13 protein-coding genes are annotated in these 16012 nt (G+C 75.3%); 5 read left to right on the plus strand and 8 right to left on the minus strand.

From position 1 onward, the window contains the following. The first annotated feature begins 91 nt into the window (after positions 1-91). Positions 92-1669, plus strand: a complete 1578-nt coding sequence (locus tag G7Z13_RS04425; protein WP_165996218.1) for an alkaline phosphatase D family protein — start codon at positions 92-94, stop codon at positions 1667-1669. A 275-nt stretch (positions 1670-1944) separates the two neighbouring features. Beyond that, positions 1945-3357: a GNAT family N-acetyltransferase gene (locus G7Z13_RS04430; protein WP_206312998.1), complete on the plus strand. Its 1413-nt coding sequence runs from the start codon at positions 1945-1947 to the stop codon at positions 3355-3357. 46 nt (positions 3358-3403) lie between these two features. Here G7Z13_RS04430 and G7Z13_RS04435 read toward each other — a convergent pair whose 3' ends face one another. Further along, positions 3404-4549: a PLP-dependent transferase gene (locus G7Z13_RS04435; protein ID WP_165996220.1), complete on the minus strand. Its 1146-nt coding sequence runs from the start codon at positions 4547-4549 to the stop codon at positions 3404-3406. Positions 4550-4609: 60 nt separating this feature from the next. Here G7Z13_RS04435 and G7Z13_RS04440 point away from each other — a divergent pair, with 60 nt between their 5' ends. After that, positions 4610-5101 (plus strand): Lrp/AsnC family transcriptional regulator, encoded by a 492-nt coding sequence (locus G7Z13_RS04440; RefSeq protein ID WP_165996222.1) that lies wholly within the window; start codon positions 4610-4612, stop codon positions 5099-5101. A 32-nt stretch (positions 5102-5133) separates the two neighbouring features. Next, entirely contained in the window at positions 5134-6822 is a 1689-nt protein-coding gene (locus G7Z13_RS04445; protein WP_165996224.1) for a DUF885 domain-containing protein, read from the plus strand. A gap of 25 nt (positions 6823-6847) precedes the next feature. On the opposite strand, the gene G7Z13_RS04450 is transcribed toward G7Z13_RS04445, so the two are convergent. Together G7Z13_RS04450 and G7Z13_RS04455 are read right to left on the minus strand one after the other, a co-directional pair. Further along, the gene (locus G7Z13_RS04450; protein WP_165996226.1) at positions 6848-7693 is read right to left on the minus strand and encodes an SDR family oxidoreductase; all 846 of its coding nucleotides are present in this window, start codon (positions 7691-7693) and stop codon (positions 6848-6850) included. 173 nt (positions 7694-7866) lie between these two features. Beyond that, positions 7867-8400 (minus strand): rhodanese-like domain-containing protein, encoded by a 534-nt coding sequence (locus G7Z13_RS04455; protein WP_166004611.1) that lies wholly within the window; start codon positions 8398-8400, stop codon positions 7867-7869. 121 nt (positions 8401-8521) lie between these two features. Between G7Z13_RS04455 and G7Z13_RS04460 the strand changes: the two genes are divergently transcribed. Continuing rightward, a complete protein-coding gene (locus tag G7Z13_RS04460) occupies positions 8522-8968 on the plus strand; it encodes an Lrp/AsnC family transcriptional regulator (protein ID WP_165996228.1) in 447 nt (148 codons plus the stop codon). Here G7Z13_RS04460 and G7Z13_RS04465 read toward each other — a convergent pair. From G7Z13_RS04465 to G7Z13_RS04485, 5 genes are all read right to left on the minus strand, one after another. After that, positions 8962-12006 (minus strand): SMC family ATPase, encoded by a 3045-nt coding sequence (locus G7Z13_RS04465; protein WP_165996229.1) that lies wholly within the window; start codon positions 12004-12006, stop codon positions 8962-8964. The genes G7Z13_RS04460 and G7Z13_RS04465 overlap by 7 nt on opposite strands. A gap of 676 nt (positions 12007-12682) precedes the next feature. Continuing rightward, a complete protein-coding gene (locus tag G7Z13_RS04470) occupies positions 12683-13846 on the minus strand; it encodes an exonuclease SbcCD subunit D (protein ID WP_165996232.1) in 1164 nt (387 codons plus the stop codon). A 106-nt stretch (positions 13847-13952) separates the two neighbouring features. After that, positions 13953-14579 (minus strand): YigZ family protein, encoded by a 627-nt coding sequence (locus tag G7Z13_RS04475; RefSeq protein ID WP_165996234.1) that lies wholly within the window; start codon positions 14577-14579, stop codon positions 13953-13955. Positions 14580-14599: 20 nt separating this feature from the next. Beyond that, complete coding sequence (locus tag G7Z13_RS04480) at positions 14600-15142, minus strand: histidine phosphatase family protein (protein ID WP_165996236.1); 543 nt, start codon at positions 15140-15142, stop codon at positions 14600-14602. Further along, the gene (locus G7Z13_RS04485; RefSeq protein WP_165996237.1) at positions 15139-15960 is read right to left on the minus strand and encodes a hypothetical protein; all 822 of its coding nucleotides are present in this window, start codon (positions 15958-15960) and stop codon (positions 15139-15141) included. The genes G7Z13_RS04480 and G7Z13_RS04485 overlap by 4 nt, the downstream gene beginning before the upstream one ends. Between the last annotated feature and the right edge of the window lie 52 nt (positions 15961-16012).

Consider the following 16012-nt stretch of genomic DNA (forward strand, 5'->3'; position numbering starts at 1 on the left):
CGGTTGTTCACTTGTGGTTTCCGTGTGCGCCGTGATGTCCGCGTAGGTGTGGCTCCACACACTGGCCGGATTTCGTCCTGGAGGCTGCCTCATGTCCCAGCGCCCGCTCCCCGACCGCCGTAGCGTGCTGCGCGGCTCGCTCGCCGCGTCCGCCGCCCTGACCCTGCCCGCCGCCGGTCTCGGCGCGGCTCCCGCGCTCGCCCTGTCGGGGCGTCCGCGGGCGGGCTGGGGCGTGCAGACCGGTGACGTGACGACGGACTCGGGGCTGGTGTGGGTGCGCTCCGACCGGCCGGCCCGGATGATCGTCGAGACGTCCGCCACCGAGTCGTTCCGCGATCCGCGCCGATGGCACGGCCCGCTGCTGGGTGCGGACACCGACTTCACCGGCACCGTGCGGCTGCGCGGTCTGCCGCCCGGCGAGCAGATCCACTACCGCGTGCTGCTGGCCGACCCGGACGACCCGCGCCGTACCGGCGAGCCGGTCACCGGCACCTTCCGCACCGCGTCCGTGCGGCGCCGCGACGGGGTGCGGTTCGTCTGGTCGGGCGACCTGGCCGGCCAGGGCTGGGGCATCAACCCGGACCTCGGCGGCTACCGCATCTACGAGGCGATGGCCGCCCTGGACCCGGACTTCTTCCTGTGCTCCGGCGACAACGTCTACGCCGACGGCCCGATCGGCGAGACCGTGACCCTGCCCGACGGGCGGATCTGGCGGAACGTCACCACGGAGGAGAAGTCCAAGGTCGCCGAGACGCTGGCCGAGTTCCGCGGCAACTTCCGGTACAACCTGCTGGACGAGAACCTGCGCGCGTTCAACGCCCGGGTGCCCTCGATCATCCAGTGGGACGACCACGAGGTGACCAACAACTGGTATCCGGGCGAGATCCTCACGGACGGCCGGTACACGGAGAAGAACGTCGACGTGCTCGCCGCGCGGGCCCGGCGGGCGTTCTCGGAGTACTTCCCGATCTCCACGCTGCGCCGCCCCGGCGGCCGCGTCTACCGGGTGCAGCGGCACGGCCCGCTGCTGGACGTGTTCGTGCTGGACATGCGCACGTACCGCAACGCGAACTCGCCCGGCACGCAGGCCGACGACCCGCAGGGCATCCTCGGCCGGGAGCAGCTGGAGTGGCTGAAGAGGGAGCTGTCCCGGTCGCGCGCGGTGTGGAAGGTGATCGCCTCCGACATGCCGCTCGGCCTGGTCGTGCCGGACACCGGGGACGGCAGGCCGAACATCGAAGCCGTCGCGCAGGGCGACCCCGGTGCCCCGCTGGGCCGGGAACTGCAGATCGCGGAGCTGCTGCGGTTCGTCAAGCACCGGCGGATCACCGGCACGGTCTGGCTGACGGCCGACGTGCACTACACCTCGGCGCAGCACTACCAGCCGTCGCGGGCCGCGTTCACCGACTTCGAGCCGTTCTGGGAGTTCGTCTCCGGGCCGCTGAACGCCGGTGCCTTCCCGGCGAACGCGCTTGACGGCACGTTCGGTCCCGAGCGGGTCTTCGTGAAGGCACCGGCCCGGGCGAACGTGTCCCCCGCCGAGGGGTACCAGTTCTTCGGCGAGGTCGACATCGACGGGGGCAGCGGTGAACTGACGGTCCGGCTGCGGGAGCAGGACGGCACCGCGCTGTTCACGAAGGTGCTCCAGCCGGGTCTCGTCGGGCAGTAGCACCGCTCCCCGGGCAGTGGCCGCCGGGCGGCCCGGCGATCCCGTACCCTCGTTGCCGTGTCGCGCACCGCCGTCATCCCGCGGTGCGCGGCATCGCTCGCGTGCGCGGCGGGACTTGGGCGCTGCGGGCTTGGGCGCGGCGGCGGGACTTGGGCGCGGCCGGACGCGGGTGGCGCTTGCCGCTTTACTTGAACGCAAAACGGGCAGATGCCCGCTTTACCCATCAGTCACACACCGTTCGTGATCACGCAACACCGTTCCTTCACAGTGGGTGCATGAATCGGAAGACGACTGATGTGACACGCGCCAAGAACGGGCGTCCCGTGCACCACTGGCGGCGGGACGTGGTCGAACTCGCCGCCCTCTTCACCGCCGTGGCGGTCGCCGACGCCGTGGCCAACCTGATCGGGCACGGCCCCGACGGCCCGGCGCTGCTGCTGATCTCCGCTCTCGTGCTGCTCGCCACCGCGGCCTTCCACACCTGGTGGGCACGGCGCCACGGCCACGCGCCGCCGGCCCTGGATACCGGCGCCCGGCCCGGCTCCCCGGAGCGGGCCGGGACGGGCGAGAGCCCGGAGGACGGGCAGGGCACGCCCGAGGGCGTCCCCGGGCCGAGCACGCTGTGGCGGCTGCGGACGACCGTGCGGGACGAGCCGGGCTCGCTGGCCGCGCTGTGCACCGCACTGGCCGGCCACCGGGTGGACATCCTGAGCCTGCAGACGCATCCGCTGGGCCACGGCACGGTGGACGAGTTCCTGCTGCGCGCCCCCGGCACGCTCCCGGCCGGCGAGCTCACCCACGCGGTGGCGCTGGCCGGCGGCAGCGGCACCTGGATCGAGCGGGCCGACGCCCACGACCTGGTGGACGCCCCGACCCGGATCCTGGGCCTGGCCACCCGCACCGCCCTCGACGCGGCCGAACTGCCACTGGCACTGCGCCAGTTGCTGGGCCGCTGCACGATCCGCCAGCTGCCCGCCGCCCCGGCGGACGGCGCTCAGGACGCGGTCCCGGCGGAGGGCGTCCTCGAGGACACCGTGCTGCGACTGCGCGCCCCCGAGGGCTCCGTGATCACCGTGGAGCGCCCCTACCTGCCCTTCACCCCGACCGAGTTCGCGCGGGCGCGGGCGCTGGTGGAGCTGGACTCCCGGCTCGGACCGCGCATCCCGCGCGGCCAGGACGTGCTGACCCTGCCCGAGGGTGACGCGATCACCGTGCGCCGGGCCGGCACCGACGACGTGGCGGCCGCGAAGGAGATGCACGGGCGCTGCTCGTCGCGCACCCTCTCCCTGCGCTACCACGGGCCGGTCGGGGACGCCGACCGCTACCTCAACCATCTGCTCTCCCCGCGCTACGGCCGCACCCTCGCCGTGGAGACCCCCTCGAGGCGGATCGTCGCCCTCGGTCACCTGCTGTGGGACGGGGACGAAACGGAGGTGGCGCTGCTCGTGGAGGACGCCTGGCAGCGGCGCGGCGTCGGCTCACAGCTGCTGGGCCGCCTGGTGGCGATGGCCGCCGAGGCGGGCTGCGCCAGCGTGTACGCCGTCACCCAGGCGTCCAACACCGGCATGGTCGCCGCGATGCGCGGTCTGGGCCTGCCCCTCGACTACCAGATCGAGGAGGGCACCCTGGTGATCACGGCCCGGCTGGAGCCGGCCGCGGTGAGCGGCCGGCTGACCGTCGGCGAGTGACCCCGTCCGATGTGAACGGCCCGGCCCTGCCGGGCCGTTCGCGCGTTCACCCCAGGGCCCGGTCCAGGTCGGCCCACAGGTCGTCGACGTCCTCCAGGCCCACTGACAGCCGCAGCAGCCGGTCGCTGACTCCGGCGCCCCGGCGGTCGTCGGCGTCGACGATGCGGTGGCTGATGGACGCCGGGTGCTGGATGAGGGTGTCGACGCTGCCGAGGCTGACGGCCGGGGTGACCAGCCGGACAGCGCCGATGACGGCGTGCGGATCGCCGTACGTCTCGAAGGCGATCATCGCGCCGCCGATGCCCGGATAGTGCACCCGCTCCACCCGCGGGTCGGCGGCCAGGCGGCGGGCGAGTTCGGCGGCGGTCTGCGACGCGGCCCGCACCCGGACCGGCAGGGTGGCCAGGCCGCGCAGCAGCAGGTACCCGGCGAGCGGGTGCAGGACCCCGCCGGTGGCGAACCTGACCTGGCGCAGCCGGCCCGCGAACTCCTCGTCGCAGGCGACCACTCCGGCGAGCACGTCGCCGTGGCCGCCGAGGTACTTGGTGGCGCTGTGCAGCACCAGCCGCGCGCCGTGCTCGACGGGCCGCTGCAGCACGGGCGTGGCGAAGGTGTTGTCGACCAGCAGCGGCACCGAACCGCAGGCGTGGGCGACGGCCCGCAGGTCGAGTTCGGCGAGCGTCGGGTTGGCCGGGGACTCGACGAGGACCAGCCCGGTGTCCGGGCGCAGCGCCGCCGCGATGCCGGCCGGGTCGGTCCAGGTGACCTCGGTGCCGAGCAGTCCGGCGGTCAGCAGGTGGTCGCTGCACCCGTACAGAGGACGTACGGCGACGACGTGCCGCAGGCCGAGGGAGGCCCGGACCAGGAGGACCGCGCTGAGCGCGGCCATGCCGCTGGCGAACGCGACGGCGGCCTCGGTGCCCTCCAGGCGGGCGAGGGCGGTCTCGAAGCGGGCGACCGTGGGGTTGCCGAGTCGGCCGTAGACGGGCGGGCCGTCCGGTTCGGCGCCGGTCGCGGCGAACGCGTCGATGCGGGCGGCCTCGGCGCGGCTGTCGGCGGAGGGGTAGGTGGTCGACAGGTCGATCGGCGGAACGTGCAGGCCGAGTCCGGCGAGGTCGTCGCGGCCGGCGTGCACGGCCTCGGTGGCCAGTGCCCGGGTACGGGTGCGTGTCTGTGTGCGCGCTGACTCCATGGCCGAGAGGGTGAACACCAGCCGGGGTCGGATCGTTCTTTCCCGTGCTACGTTCGGCCGATGGCGGAATCTGTCGTACTGGATCCGGTGGATCTCCATCTGCTGCGGCTGTTGCAGAACGACGCCCGGACCACCTACCGGGATCTCGCCGCGCAGGTCGGGGTCGCGCCGTCGACCTGTCTGGACCGGGTGACCCGGCTGCGCCGCGCGGGCGTGATCCTCGGGCACCAGCTGCGGCTGGACCCGGCCAAGCTGGGGCGCGGCCTGGAGGCCCTGCTGTCGGTGCAGGTCAGGCCGCACCGGCGGGAACTGGTCGGGCCGTTCGTGGAACGCATCCGGGCGCTGCCGGAGTCGCGGACCGTCTTCCATCTCACCGGCCCGGACGACTATCTCGTGCATGTCGCGGTCACCGACATGACGGACCTGCAACGGCTGGTCCTGGACGAGTTCACGGCCCGCCGCGAGGTGGCCCGGGTGGAGACCCGGCTGATCTTCCAGCAGTGGGACTGCGGTCCCCTGCTGCCGCCTTCGCCGTCGGCGCAAACCGGGTGACGGAGCCGGGCCGCCGTACGAGGATGGTCCGCATGTCAGACACCAACAGCGCGCTGCCCCGCGAGATCGCCGACGGTTACGTCGACGAGCTGATCGCCCTCGACCCCGTGACCGGAACCTACCTCGGCGCGAAGGAGAGTTCGAGCCGTCTGCCCGACCTCTCGCCCGCGGGCCAGGAGGCCCTCGCGGAGCTGGCCCGCCGGACGCTGGCGCGGCTCGACGAGGCCGAGCGCCGGCCCGGCGCGTACAGCGACATCGAGCGGCGCTGCGCCCGGCTGCTGCGGGAGCGGCTGACCGCCGGACTCGCCGTGCACGAGGCGGACGAGGGGCTGCGCGCGGTCGGCAACCTCGGGACGCCCGTCCACAACGTGCGCGAGGTGTTCACGGTGACCCCGGCGGACACCGAGGAGGACTGGGCGGCGATCGCCGAGCGGCTGCGGGCCGTGCCGGCCGCGCTCACGGGCTACCGCGAGTCCCTGGCGCTCGGCTTGGACCGCACGCTCCACGCGGGCCCCCGCCCGACCGCCGTCTTCGTCGAGCAGCTCGCCGAGTGGGCGGACACCGGCTCGGGCCGCGGCTGGTTCGAGGACTTCGCCGCCGGCGGCCCCGACGCCCTGCGCGGCGAACTGGACCAGGCCGCCCGGGCGGCGACGGCGGCCGTGGCCGAGCTGCGGGACTGGATGCGCGACGTGTACGCGCCGGCCGTCGCGGGCGCTTCGAACACGGTGGGCCGCGAGCGCTACGCCCGCTGGTCGCGCTACTACAACGGCACCGACCTCGACCTGGACGAGGCGTACGCCTACGGCTGGGCGGAGTTCCACCGCCTGCTCGGCGAGATGCGCCAGGAGGCCGAGAAGATCCTGCCGGGCGCCGCGACGCCGTGGGTGGCGCTGGCCCACCTCGACGAGCACGGCCGGCACATCGAGGGCGTCGAAGAGGTCCGCGCGTGGCTGCAGGGCCTGATGGACGAGGCGATCGAGAAGCTGGACGGCACCCACTTCGAACTCGCCGAGCGGGTGCGGAAGGTGGAGTCGCGCATCGCGCCGCCCGGCAGCGCCGCCGCCCCCTACTACACCCCGCCGTCGGAGGACTTCTCCCGTCCGGGCCGCACCTGGCTGCCCACGATGGGCGAGACCCGGTTCCCGGTCTACGACCTGGTGTCCACCTGGTACCACGAGGGCGTGCCCGGCCACCACCTGCAGCTGGCGCAGTGGGCGCACGTCGCCGAAAACCTGTCCCGCTACCAGGCCTCCGTCGGCTTGGTCAGCGCCAACGCCGAGGGCTGGGCGCTGTACGCGGAGCGGCTGATGGACGAGCTGGGCTTCCTCACGGACGCCGAGGTGCGGCTCGGATACCTGGACGCGCAGATGATGCGGGCCCTGCGGGTGATCGTCGACATCGGCATGCACCTGGAGCTGGAGATCCCCGCGGACTCGCCGTTCCGTCCGGGCGAGCGGTGGACGCCGGAACTGGCCGAGGAGTTCTACGGCGCCCACAGCAGCCGCCCGAAGGACTACGTCTCCAGTGAGCTGACCCGCTACCTCACGATCCCCGGCCAGGCCATCGGCTACAAGCTGGGCGAGCGGGCCTGGCTGCTGGGCCGGGAGAAGGCGCGCGAGCGGCACGGCGACGCCTTCGATCTGAAGGCCTGGCACATGGCGGCGCTCTCCCAGGGGTCGCTGGGTCTGGACGACCTGGTGGACGAGCTGTCCCGGCTCTGACCGGCCGCGGCGGCCGGCCCGCCGCTCATCTGCGGAAGCCGCCCTCGGAGTCGATCACCTGACCGGTGACCCAGGCCGCCTCGTCCGTCGCCAGCCAGGCGATGAGGCGGGCAGGGTCGTCGGGCATGCCCCAGCGCCCGGCGGGGAAGCGGGAGGCGACCCGGTCGTAGGCCTCGCCGGTCAGGTAGTCGGTGTCGACCGGGCCGGGGTTGACGGTGTTCACGGTGACCGCCTGCTCGGCGAGGGTGGTCGCGAGGGAGCGGGTGATGGAGGCGAGGGCGCCCTTCTGGAGGGCGTAGGCGATCTCGCCGGGCATGCCGCCGCCGTGGTCCTGCCCGGAGGTCATCATCATCACCCGGCCGCCCGGGGTGCGCGGCGGCAGCCCGGCGCGCAGCCGTGCGTAGGCCTGCACGAGCAGCAGCACCGAGCGGGTGTCGACGGCCCAGTGGGCGTCGAGCATGGCCGTGTCGATGGCGTCCAGGGTGCCGTCGGAGCCGCTGAGGGCGTGGTTGGCGACGAGGATGTCGAGCCGTCCGCCGAGCGCTTCGGCGGCGGTGGCGATCAGCTCGGCGGGGGCGGCCGGGTCGGCGAGGTCGCCGGGTCCGTGCACGACCCGCGCGTCCGGGTCGCCGAGGGCGGCGCGCACCGAGGCGGCAACCTCCTCGGGCCGGTCGGCGCCCCAGGGCTGGGTGGCGTCGTGCGGCACGTGGTGGTGCAGATAGACACTCGCGCCGTACGCCGCGAGCCGCCGGGCCACGGCGTACCCGATGCCGCCGCGCCGGCTGGCTCCGGTGACGAGCGCGGTCCGCCCGCGCAGCGGCAACGGGTTACGGCGCAGTTCTTCGGGGGTGGGGTGCGGAAGTCGAGGCATACGGATCATGATGCGCGGCCGGAGGAGGGGACGGCACCCCGATTTTTCCCGGGTCCTGGCCAACGGGGGCGGCACTCCCACCCCTCGGGCGCGCGGGGAACCGGGCGACCAGCCCACCACGACCCGCACCCGCCGACCGACCGCACCCCGCGGCGCCTCGCGCGACCGTCACGTCAGCACCCGCACTCCTTTGAGCCCACGGGCGCCGTCAGCGGATCGGCACCCCGCCGCTCCCGCCCCTCCCACGTCTCGAACTCGAAGCCCTCCCGCACCCAGTACTCGAATCCGCCCAGCATCTCCTTGACCTGGTACCCGAGTTCGGCGAGGGCGAGGGCGGCCCGCGTGGCGCCGTTGCAGCCGGGGCCCCAGCAGTACGTGACGACGGGCACCGACTTGTCGAGCAACTCCTCGGCCTGCGCGGGGATCAGCGCGGTCGGCAGGTGCACGGCACCGGGCACGTGACCCTGGTCCCACGCCGCGGTGGAGCGCGTGTCCAGCACCACGAAACCCGGATCACCGCCGGCGGCCACTGCCGCGGCGACGTCGGCGACGTCCGCGTGGAAGGCGAGGGCGGCCCGGAAGTAGGCCGCGGCCTCGGCGGGCCCGGCGGGGGCGACGCGCAGGACGGGGTTGGCGGGGGCTGGGGCGGTGACGGCTTGGGCGGTGACGGCGAGGCCGGGGGCGGCGGGGGCGGCGGTGGCGGTCATCGTGAGGGGTCCTCTCTGCTGTCCGATGACCAGAAATCTACGGTCGTCGATCAGCTCCCTGAAGGACTGTTCCACGGTCCACCCCTTGCCCTGCCGGGGATTTCCCTGCTATCCCTCGGGGATGACCGCGTTTTCCCCGGACGCCACCGACTGGCGCATCCTCGACGTCCTCCAGCGGGAGGGCCGCGCCAGCTTCGCCGAACTGGCGCGGGCCGTCTCCATGTCCCCGAGCGCGGTGACCGAGCGGGTGCGCAGGCTGGAGGAGGCGGGTGTCATCCAGGGGTACGCGGCGGTGGTGGACCCCGATCGGCTGGGCCTGCCCATCCTCGCGTTCGTCCGGCTGCGCTACCCGACCGGCAACTACAAGCCGTTCCACGACCTCGTCGCGGCCACGCCCGAGATCCTGGAGGCGCACCACGTCACCGGCGACGACTGCTTCGTCATCAAGGTGGCCGCCCGCTCGATGCGGCACCTGGAGGAGGTGTCGGGCCGGATCGGCGCGCTGGGCTCGGTGACCACGAGTGTCGTGTACTCGTCCCCGCTGCCCAGACGCCCCCTCGGTCAGTGACCGCGCTGCCGCAGCGTGGAGCCGGATCTGCCCTTGACGACCTCCAGCTGGGCGTGGACGCGCCGCCGCAGGTCGGCGACGTGACTGACGATGCCGACGCTGCGGTCCCGTTCGCGCAGTGAGTCGAGCACGTCCAGCACCTCGTCCAGGGTCTGGTCGTCGAGGCTGCCGAACCCCTCGTCGATGAAGAGGGTGTCGAGGCGGACCCCGCCGGCCTCGTCGGTGACGACGTCGGCGAGTCCGAGGGCGAGGGCGAGCGAGGCGAAGAAGGTCTCGCCGCCGGACAGGGTGGCCGTGTCCCGCTCGCGTCCGGTCCAGGCGTCGACGACATGCAGTCCGAGCCCGCTGCGGCCGCGCCCGGACCGGTCGTCGGAGTGCACCAGGGTGTACCGGCCGGACGACATGCGCTGGAGCCGTACGGTCGCGGCGGCGGCGACCTGCTCCAGGCGGGCGGCGAGGACGTAGGCCTCCAGGCGCATCCGGCGCTCGTTGTCGGCGGAGGTGCCGGCCGTGAGCGCGGCGAGGCGGGCGACCCGGTCGTACTCCTCGCGCAGCGGCGCCAGGCGGCGCGCCGCGGTGGCCACGCGCGCGGAGAGCCGGTCGAGTTCGGCGCACCGGCGCTCGGCGGCGTCCCGCGCGGAGGCGGCCTCGCGCACCCAGCGCTCCGCCTCGGCGGCGGCCTGTTCGGCGGCGGTGAGGTCGGCGGGCGGCAGTGCGGCCGCGGCGGCGGTGTCGGCCTCGGCGAGCACCGCGCGGACGGCGGCGTCCTCGGTCTGCCAGGCGTCCAACCGGCGTTGCAGGTCACGGTGGGCGGCGTCGTCGAGGAGGGCGTCGGCGGCGGCCTGCGGGGTGTCGAAACCGGCCCGGAAGGCGGCGTCGGCGAGCCGCGCGTCGGCGCTCTTCAGGCGCTGGGCGGTGTCCTCGGCGGTGCGGGCGGCCTCGGCCGCCTCGGTGAGCCGGGCGGCCCGCTGCTCCAGCTCGGCGGCGCGCGCGGCCACGCTCTCGGCAGTGCCCCGCGCGGTGGTCAGCTCCTCCTCCAGCGCGGCCCGTTCGCTCTCCAGGCGTTCCCGGTGGCCGACGCGCGCGGCGGCCCGGACGGCGGCCTGCTGCCGGGCGGCGGTGCGCCGCTCGTGCTCCTGCTCGGCGTGGCGCAGCTCCTCCTGGGCGGCGTGCAGGGCGGAGGCGGAGGCGCGCGCCTGCTGGTACCGCCGCTCCAGCTCCTCGGCCTCGCGAGCGAGGTCGTCGGCGGGGGTGTCCCCGGCCTCGGCGGTGGCGGCGGCCAGTGCCTCCCGTACGGCGGCCAGACGCCGTTCGTGCTCGGCGCGCTGGTCCTCGGCGCGCTGGTAGGCGGCGAGGGCGCGTTCCTCGGTCTCCCGGTCGACGTGCGCGGCGTCCTTGCGGGCGGGTGCGGGGTGGTCGGTGGCACCGCAGACGGCGCAGGGCTCGCCGGGGGCGAGGTTCGCGGCGAGTTCGGCGGCGATGCCGTTCAGCCGCTGTTCCTTCAGGTCGAGCCAGTGGGCACGGGCCTCGACGGCGTCGTGGGCGGCGGCGAGGGCCTGCCGTTCGGCGGCGTCCGCCTGGCCGGCGAGCCGGTCGCGTTCGCGGGCCGCGGCCAGCCGCCGCCGGGCGGGTTCGCGCCGCTCGGCGAGCTGTTCCGCCCGCCCCGCGGCCTCCTGCGCCAACTCGATGCGGGACCGCAGCTCCGCGCGGGTGGTCTCCCATCCGGCGAGCCAGGAGTCGGCCTCCTGGAAGATCTCGTCGTCGGCGCGCTCCTGGCGGTCGAGGCCGTCGCGTTCGGCGACGAGGTCGGCGAGGCGGCGTTCCGCGCGGCGGGCCGATTCCAGTCCGCCCAGTTCCTCGGCGGCCCGGCGGGCGGCGGCGGCGAGCCCGGCGGCTCCGGCGCCGGCGTACCGCTCGGGCAGCGCGGCCCGCGCGCGGGCCTCGGCGGCGCCGGCGCCGGCGTACTGCTCGGGCAGCGCGGCCTGCGCGCGGGCCTCGGCGGCGGCCGCGCGGCGGTGCTCGGCGTCGGCGGCGTCGCGCAGCTCCAGGGCGGGCGCCACGGCCTCGGCCTTGCGGGCGCGCTCCATCCGGGCGTGCGCCTCGCGGTGGGCGTCGGCCCGCTCCTGCAACCGCAGCGCCCGCTGCCGGGCCTCGGCGAACCGCCGTTGCAGCCGGGCCAGTTCGCGTACGTCCTCCAGGGTGCGGCCGGCGGCGGCCCGCGCGGACTCGGCGGCGGCGAGCCGCGAGAGGGCGATGGCCAGCTCCTCGCGGGCGGTGCTGCGGGCGATGGCGGCGGCGCCGAGCACGGCGTCGGCCAGGCCGGGGTCGCCGGGGGCCAGCTCGGGCAGGTCCAGGGCGCCGCCGGCCGCCTGCTGCATCCGGTGGGCGTCGGCGAGCAGGGCCGCGTCGCCGTCGCGGACACCGGCCTCGGTGGCGCGGCGGCGGTCGGCGAGCCGCTTCTCCACGTCGGCGAAGCGCTGGGTGTCGAAGAGCCGGCCGAGCAGCTTGCCGCGGGCCTCGGCGTCGGCGCGCAGGAACCGCGCGAAGTCGCCCTGCGGCAACAGCACGACCTGGCAGAACTGCTCCCGGCTCATGCCGAGCAGCTGGGTGATCTCCTCGCCGATCTCCTGGTGCGAGCGGCTGCGGTCCCGCCAGCTGCCGGCCGCGGCGTCGTACTCGCGCAGCCACGTCTGGGCCTTGTCCACCGTGGTGCCCTTGCCGCGCTTCTTGGGGCGCTCCCAGGGCGGCTGCCGGGTGATCTCCAGCCGGCGGCCGGCGACGGTCAGCTCCAGCGTCACCGACGTCCGGGTCCCCGGCGCCGCGTGATCGCTGCGCAGCCCGGTCCCCTGCCCGCTCTGCCGGGCACCGGGTACGGAGCCGTAGAGCGCGTAGCACACCGCGTCCAGCACGGAGGTCTTGCCCGCGCCGGTCGGGCCGTGCAGCAGGAACAGCCCGGCCGCGGACAGCGCGTCGAAGTCGACGCGCTGCGACCCGCCGAACGGCCCGAAGGCGGTGATGTCGAGCCGGTGCAACCTCATCGACCGACCTCCGGGGTTCGCGGGCCGCGGGCACGGCGGGGGTGAGACGCGCGGCGGGGGTGAGACGCGCGGCGGGTGCCGGGTGCGCGGCGTTCGCGGGACCCGCGACCGGCGTCGCGACACGCGGGGTGGGCCTCATTGACGGGGTGAGCCGCACTGACGGGGTGGGCCGTGCCGACGGGCTGAGCTTCAGTGACGGGATGGGCTGCACTGAAGCCGTGGGCTTCACAGGCGGGGTGGCCCTCGCAGCGGGAGCAGGCCTCACCCACGCGGGTGGCAGACCACGCGCGGTGTGCTCCGGACACGCGGCGGCCGGCACCCGAGCAACCGGCACCGCCCACCACAGAGCGCGCCAACGCGACGCGGACCGCCCCGGCCACGCGGCAGTCACCGGGCACGCCGCAGACGGAAGTCGCGCGGTGGTCGGCAGGGGCGCCGCAGACGGGAGTCACTCGACGGTCGCCGGACACACCGCAGGCAGGAGCCCCGCCACCGGAACAGCCGCCTGCGGGGCGCCCCGCCGCAGCACGGCACGCGCGCGGCGCGCCGCCAGTGCCGGGCACGCGGCGGAGGGAAGCAGCACACCCCGCACCGTCGGCCGCAGCCCGCGCCCCCGGGAGGCGCCCGGTGCGGGCCGCGCGAGCGGCACGTGGCTCGCGGCGGGGGTCCTGGGGTTTCACGGGGTCACCTCCCGCACCGCCCGGTCCGCGCGGACCGCGTCGAAGGCCTCGCGGAGGACCGTGCGCTCTTGGTCGTCGGGACCGGCGCCGCGGACGTGGGCGACGAAGTCCTCGGCGATCTGCTGGTCGGTGCGGCCGGCCAGGCGGCGGGCGTAGGAGACGTCGGGGTCGTCGGGGGCCCGCTCGGGGGCGAAGACGAGGCTGAGCGTGTGCGGGAAGCGCTCGGTGAGGCGGGCCATGGGCTCGGTGGGGCGGACCGCGTCGGTGAGGGTGGCCTCGATCCACGCCTCCTCGTGCCGCGTCAGCTCCGGGTCGGCGAGCAGCTCCTCCAGGGTGCCGCGGAGGCGGGCCAGGGGGCGTGGCACCGGGCAGTCGACGCGCTCGGCGGTGACCGCGCCGTCGGCGTCGAGGTCGACGAGCCACATGCTCTTGCGGTGCTCGGCCTCCGAGAAGGAGTACGGCAGCGGGGAGCCGGAGTAGCGCACGCGGTCGGTGATGGTCTGGCAGCCGTGCAGGTGCCCCAGCGCGGCGTAGTCGACGCCGTCGAAGACTCCGGCCGGGACGGCGGCGACTCCGCCGACGGTGATGTCGCGCTCGCTGTCGCTGGCGTGGCCGCCGGTGACGAAGGCGTGGGCGAGGACGACGGACCGGGTGCCCGGCGCGCGGCTGGCGAGGTCCGCGCGGACCCGGTCCATGGCGGCGGCCAGCACCGCCTCGTGCCCGGCCTTCTCCACGCCGAACTGGTCCTTCACGAGGGCGGGTTCCAGATACGGCAGCCCGTAGAAGGCCACGTCTCCGTGGGCGTCCCGCAGGACGACCGGGGTGCCGCACGCCGCCGGGTCGGTCCGCAGGTGGATGCCCGCCCGGTCGATGAGTCCGGCGCCGACCCCGAGGCGGCGCGCCGAGTCGTGGTTGCCGGAGATCATCACCGTGGGCACGCCGAGGGCGGCCAGCCGGTGCAGGGCGTCGTCGAACAGCTCGACGGCGGCGAGCGGCGGCACCGCGCGGTCGTACACGTCTCCCGACACGACCACCGCGTCCACGCCGCGCTCCCGCACGGTGGTGACGAGATGACCGATGAACTCGGCCTGGGCCCCGAGCATGTTCACCCGGTGGAACGCCCGGCCGAGATGCCAGTCGGAAGTGTGCAGCAGTCGCATGATCCCCGAGACTAACGGCCGGCACTGACATCACGGCCGGTTACTCCGGTACCGCCCGTCATGCCCGCACGGAATAAGGGCAGTTACGGCCGTTATGCCCGGATTGTCATGCGTCTCCGTACGCCTCCCCGCCCAGTTCGAACCCCGCCGTCCCGGCCGTCGCGTCCGCCAGCCAGGCGCGGAAGGCGTCCACGTCGGCGTCGGGCAGCCCGATCTCGATGGTGACCGCCTCGCCGTAGCGCACGTCCCGCACCACCCGCCCGGATGCGCGCAGATCGTTCTGGACCTTTCCCGCGCGCTGGTGGTCGACGGTCACCGTGGCCAGCCGGAACCGCCGCCGGGTGATCGTGCCGAGCGCGTCCAGGGCCTCCCCGACGGCTCCGCCGTAGGCCCGGATGAGCCCGCCGGCGCCGAGCTTGACGCCGCCGTAGTAGCGGGTGACGACGGCGACGACGTACCGCATGTCGCGGCGCAGCAGCATCTGGAGCATCGGGGCGCCGGCGGTGCCGCCGGGTTCGCCGTCGTCGCTGGCCTTCTGGATCGCGGCGTCGGCGCCGATGACGTACGCCCAGCAGTTGTGGGTGGCGTCGGCGTGCTCCTTGCGCACGGCGGCGACGAAGTCCTGGGCCTCCCGCTCGGTGGCCGCCGGCGCCAGGGCGCACAGGAAGCGGGAGCGGTTGACCTCGGTCTCGTGCACGCCCGCGCGGGCGACCGTGCGGTACTCGTCCTGCATCCGGCCAGCCTATGCGGCGGCTACTTCTTCCTCCCCCTCGGCACCGTCACCCAGGTCAGCAGCGCCGCGCCGGGGTCCAGCTCCGGCCAGCCGGTGCCGCGCCAGGACAGGACGGCGAGCGCCGAGGTGGGGAACTTCGCGCGGACCCGCTCCAGGGTGTCGTCGAGGCCGTCTCCGGCCAGGCCGAGCACCAGGTCCTCCAGTGCCGGGTTGTGGCCGACGAGCAGCAGGGTGCCCACGCGGGGCGGTGTCTCGCGCACGACGGCGAGCAGGCCGGGCGCGTCGGCGGCGTACAGCCGCGGGTCGTGCCGGACCGCCGGCGGGGTGCCCCACTGGGCGGCGGCCAGCTCCCAGGTCTGCCGCGCGCGGACGGCGGTGGAGCACAGGGCGAGGTCGGGCAGGCAGTCGGCCGCGGCGAGGGCCCGTCCGGCGGCCGGGGCGTCGCGGCGCCCGCGCGGGGCGAGCGGCCGGTCGTGGTCGGGCACACCGGGCGGCCGCGCGGACTTGGCGTGCCGCAGCACGACCAGTCGGCGCAGCGGGCCGGCCTCGGCGCGCTCGATCACGGCAGGGCTCCCAGGTCGCGGGCGAGGTCGAGGCCGAGAAGCCGGTCCGCGTGGACGTACGTCTCGAAGCGCGCCCCGTCCGGCAGCTCCGGCTCGCCCTCCACCCAGCGCAGGACGCGCAGTACCCCGGGCACGTCCAGGTCGTCCTCCCAGGCCGCGCGGAGCCGCGCGCGGACCTCGTCGGGCACCGGCCGCGACGGCTGACGCGCCCATTCGGCGACGATCCGCCGCCACCGGTCCAGCGTCTCCCGCGCCTCGGCCAGAGCCCGCGCGTCGAGCCGGACGGGCTCGCTCCTGCGCCGCGACAGCAGCGCGAGGCGCAGCACGGCCGGGTCACCGTCCAGCAGCGGCCCCAGCGGCCCCAGCCGCAGTCCGGGCGGCACGCCCTCCCCCGGCACGCCCTCCTCCCCCGCCACGTCCGCCGCCGGTTCCCGCGGCAGCCGCCCCGCCTCGGCCGGAGCCTCCACCGCCGCCACGCCCACCCGCACGCCCTCCGGTGCCGTGCCCTCGTCCGCGACCACGTGCAGGATCTGCCGTTCCCCGAGGCCCGGACCCGCCGCCGAGCGGTCCTCCAGGGGGCGCACGCCGAGCGCGGCGCACGCCGCGCGCAGCTCCGCCTGCTGCCGCTCCCCGGCGAGCAGTCCCCACACGGGCGTCCCGCCGAGCTCCAGGGCTCGTACCAGGACGTCGGCGACCAGCAGCACGCGCAGGGCGGTGGCGTCGAGGCCCCGCGCGTGCGCCTCGACACGGGTGAGACCGCGGCGGGCGGGGGCGGCCTCGACGGGTTCGCCGGTTCGGGCGTCGATGATGCGCAGCACGGTGCGAGCGTAGGCCCACCACCGCGCGGACGCAGGTGCGCGGGCCGGGAAT

This window comes from Streptomyces sp. JB150 (assembly GCF_011193355.1).
In the GTDB taxonomy this organism is placed as follows: Bacteria; Actinomycetota; Actinomycetes; order Streptomycetales; family Streptomycetaceae; genus Streptomyces.

Bases quoted from the DNA above. Each gene is read 5' to 3' on its own strand.
- G7Z13_RS04430 (WP_206312998.1), top strand. From the start codon at position 1,945: ATGAATCGGAAGACGACTGATGTGACACGCGCCAAGAACGGGCGTCCC.
- G7Z13_RS04475 (WP_165996234.1), bottom strand. From the start codon at position 14,579: ATGCAGGACGAGTACCGCACGGTCGCCCGCGCGGGCGTGCACGAGACC.
- G7Z13_RS04425 (WP_165996218.1), top strand. From the start codon at position 92: ATGTCCCAGCGCCCGCTCCCCGACCGCCGTAGCGTGCTGCGCGGCTCG.
- G7Z13_RS04465 (WP_165996229.1), bottom strand. From the start codon at position 12,006: ATGAGGTTGCACCGGCTCGACATCACCGCCTTCGGGCCGTTCGGCGGG.
- G7Z13_RS04470 (WP_165996232.1), bottom strand. From the start codon at position 13,846: ATGCGACTGCTGCACACTTCCGACTGGCATCTCGGCCGGGCGTTCCAC.
- G7Z13_RS04455 (WP_166004611.1), bottom strand. From the start codon at position 8,400: ATGACCGCCACCGCCGCCCCCGCCGCCCCCGGCCTCGCCGTCACCGCC.
- G7Z13_RS04460 (WP_165996228.1), top strand. From the start codon at position 8,522: ATGACCGCGTTTTCCCCGGACGCCACCGACTGGCGCATCCTCGACGTC.
- G7Z13_RS04450 (WP_165996226.1), bottom strand. From the start codon at position 7,693: ATGCCTCGACTTCCGCACCCCACCCCCGAAGAACTGCGCCGTAACCCG.
- G7Z13_RS04435 (WP_165996220.1), bottom strand. From the start codon at position 4,549: ATGGAGTCAGCGCGCACACAGACACGCACCCGTACCCGGGCACTGGCC.
- G7Z13_RS04440 (WP_165996222.1), top strand. From the start codon at position 4,610: ATGGCGGAATCTGTCGTACTGGATCCGGTGGATCTCCATCTGCTGCGG.
- G7Z13_RS04445 (WP_165996224.1), top strand. From the start codon at position 5,134: ATGTCAGACACCAACAGCGCGCTGCCCCGCGAGATCGCCGACGGTTAC.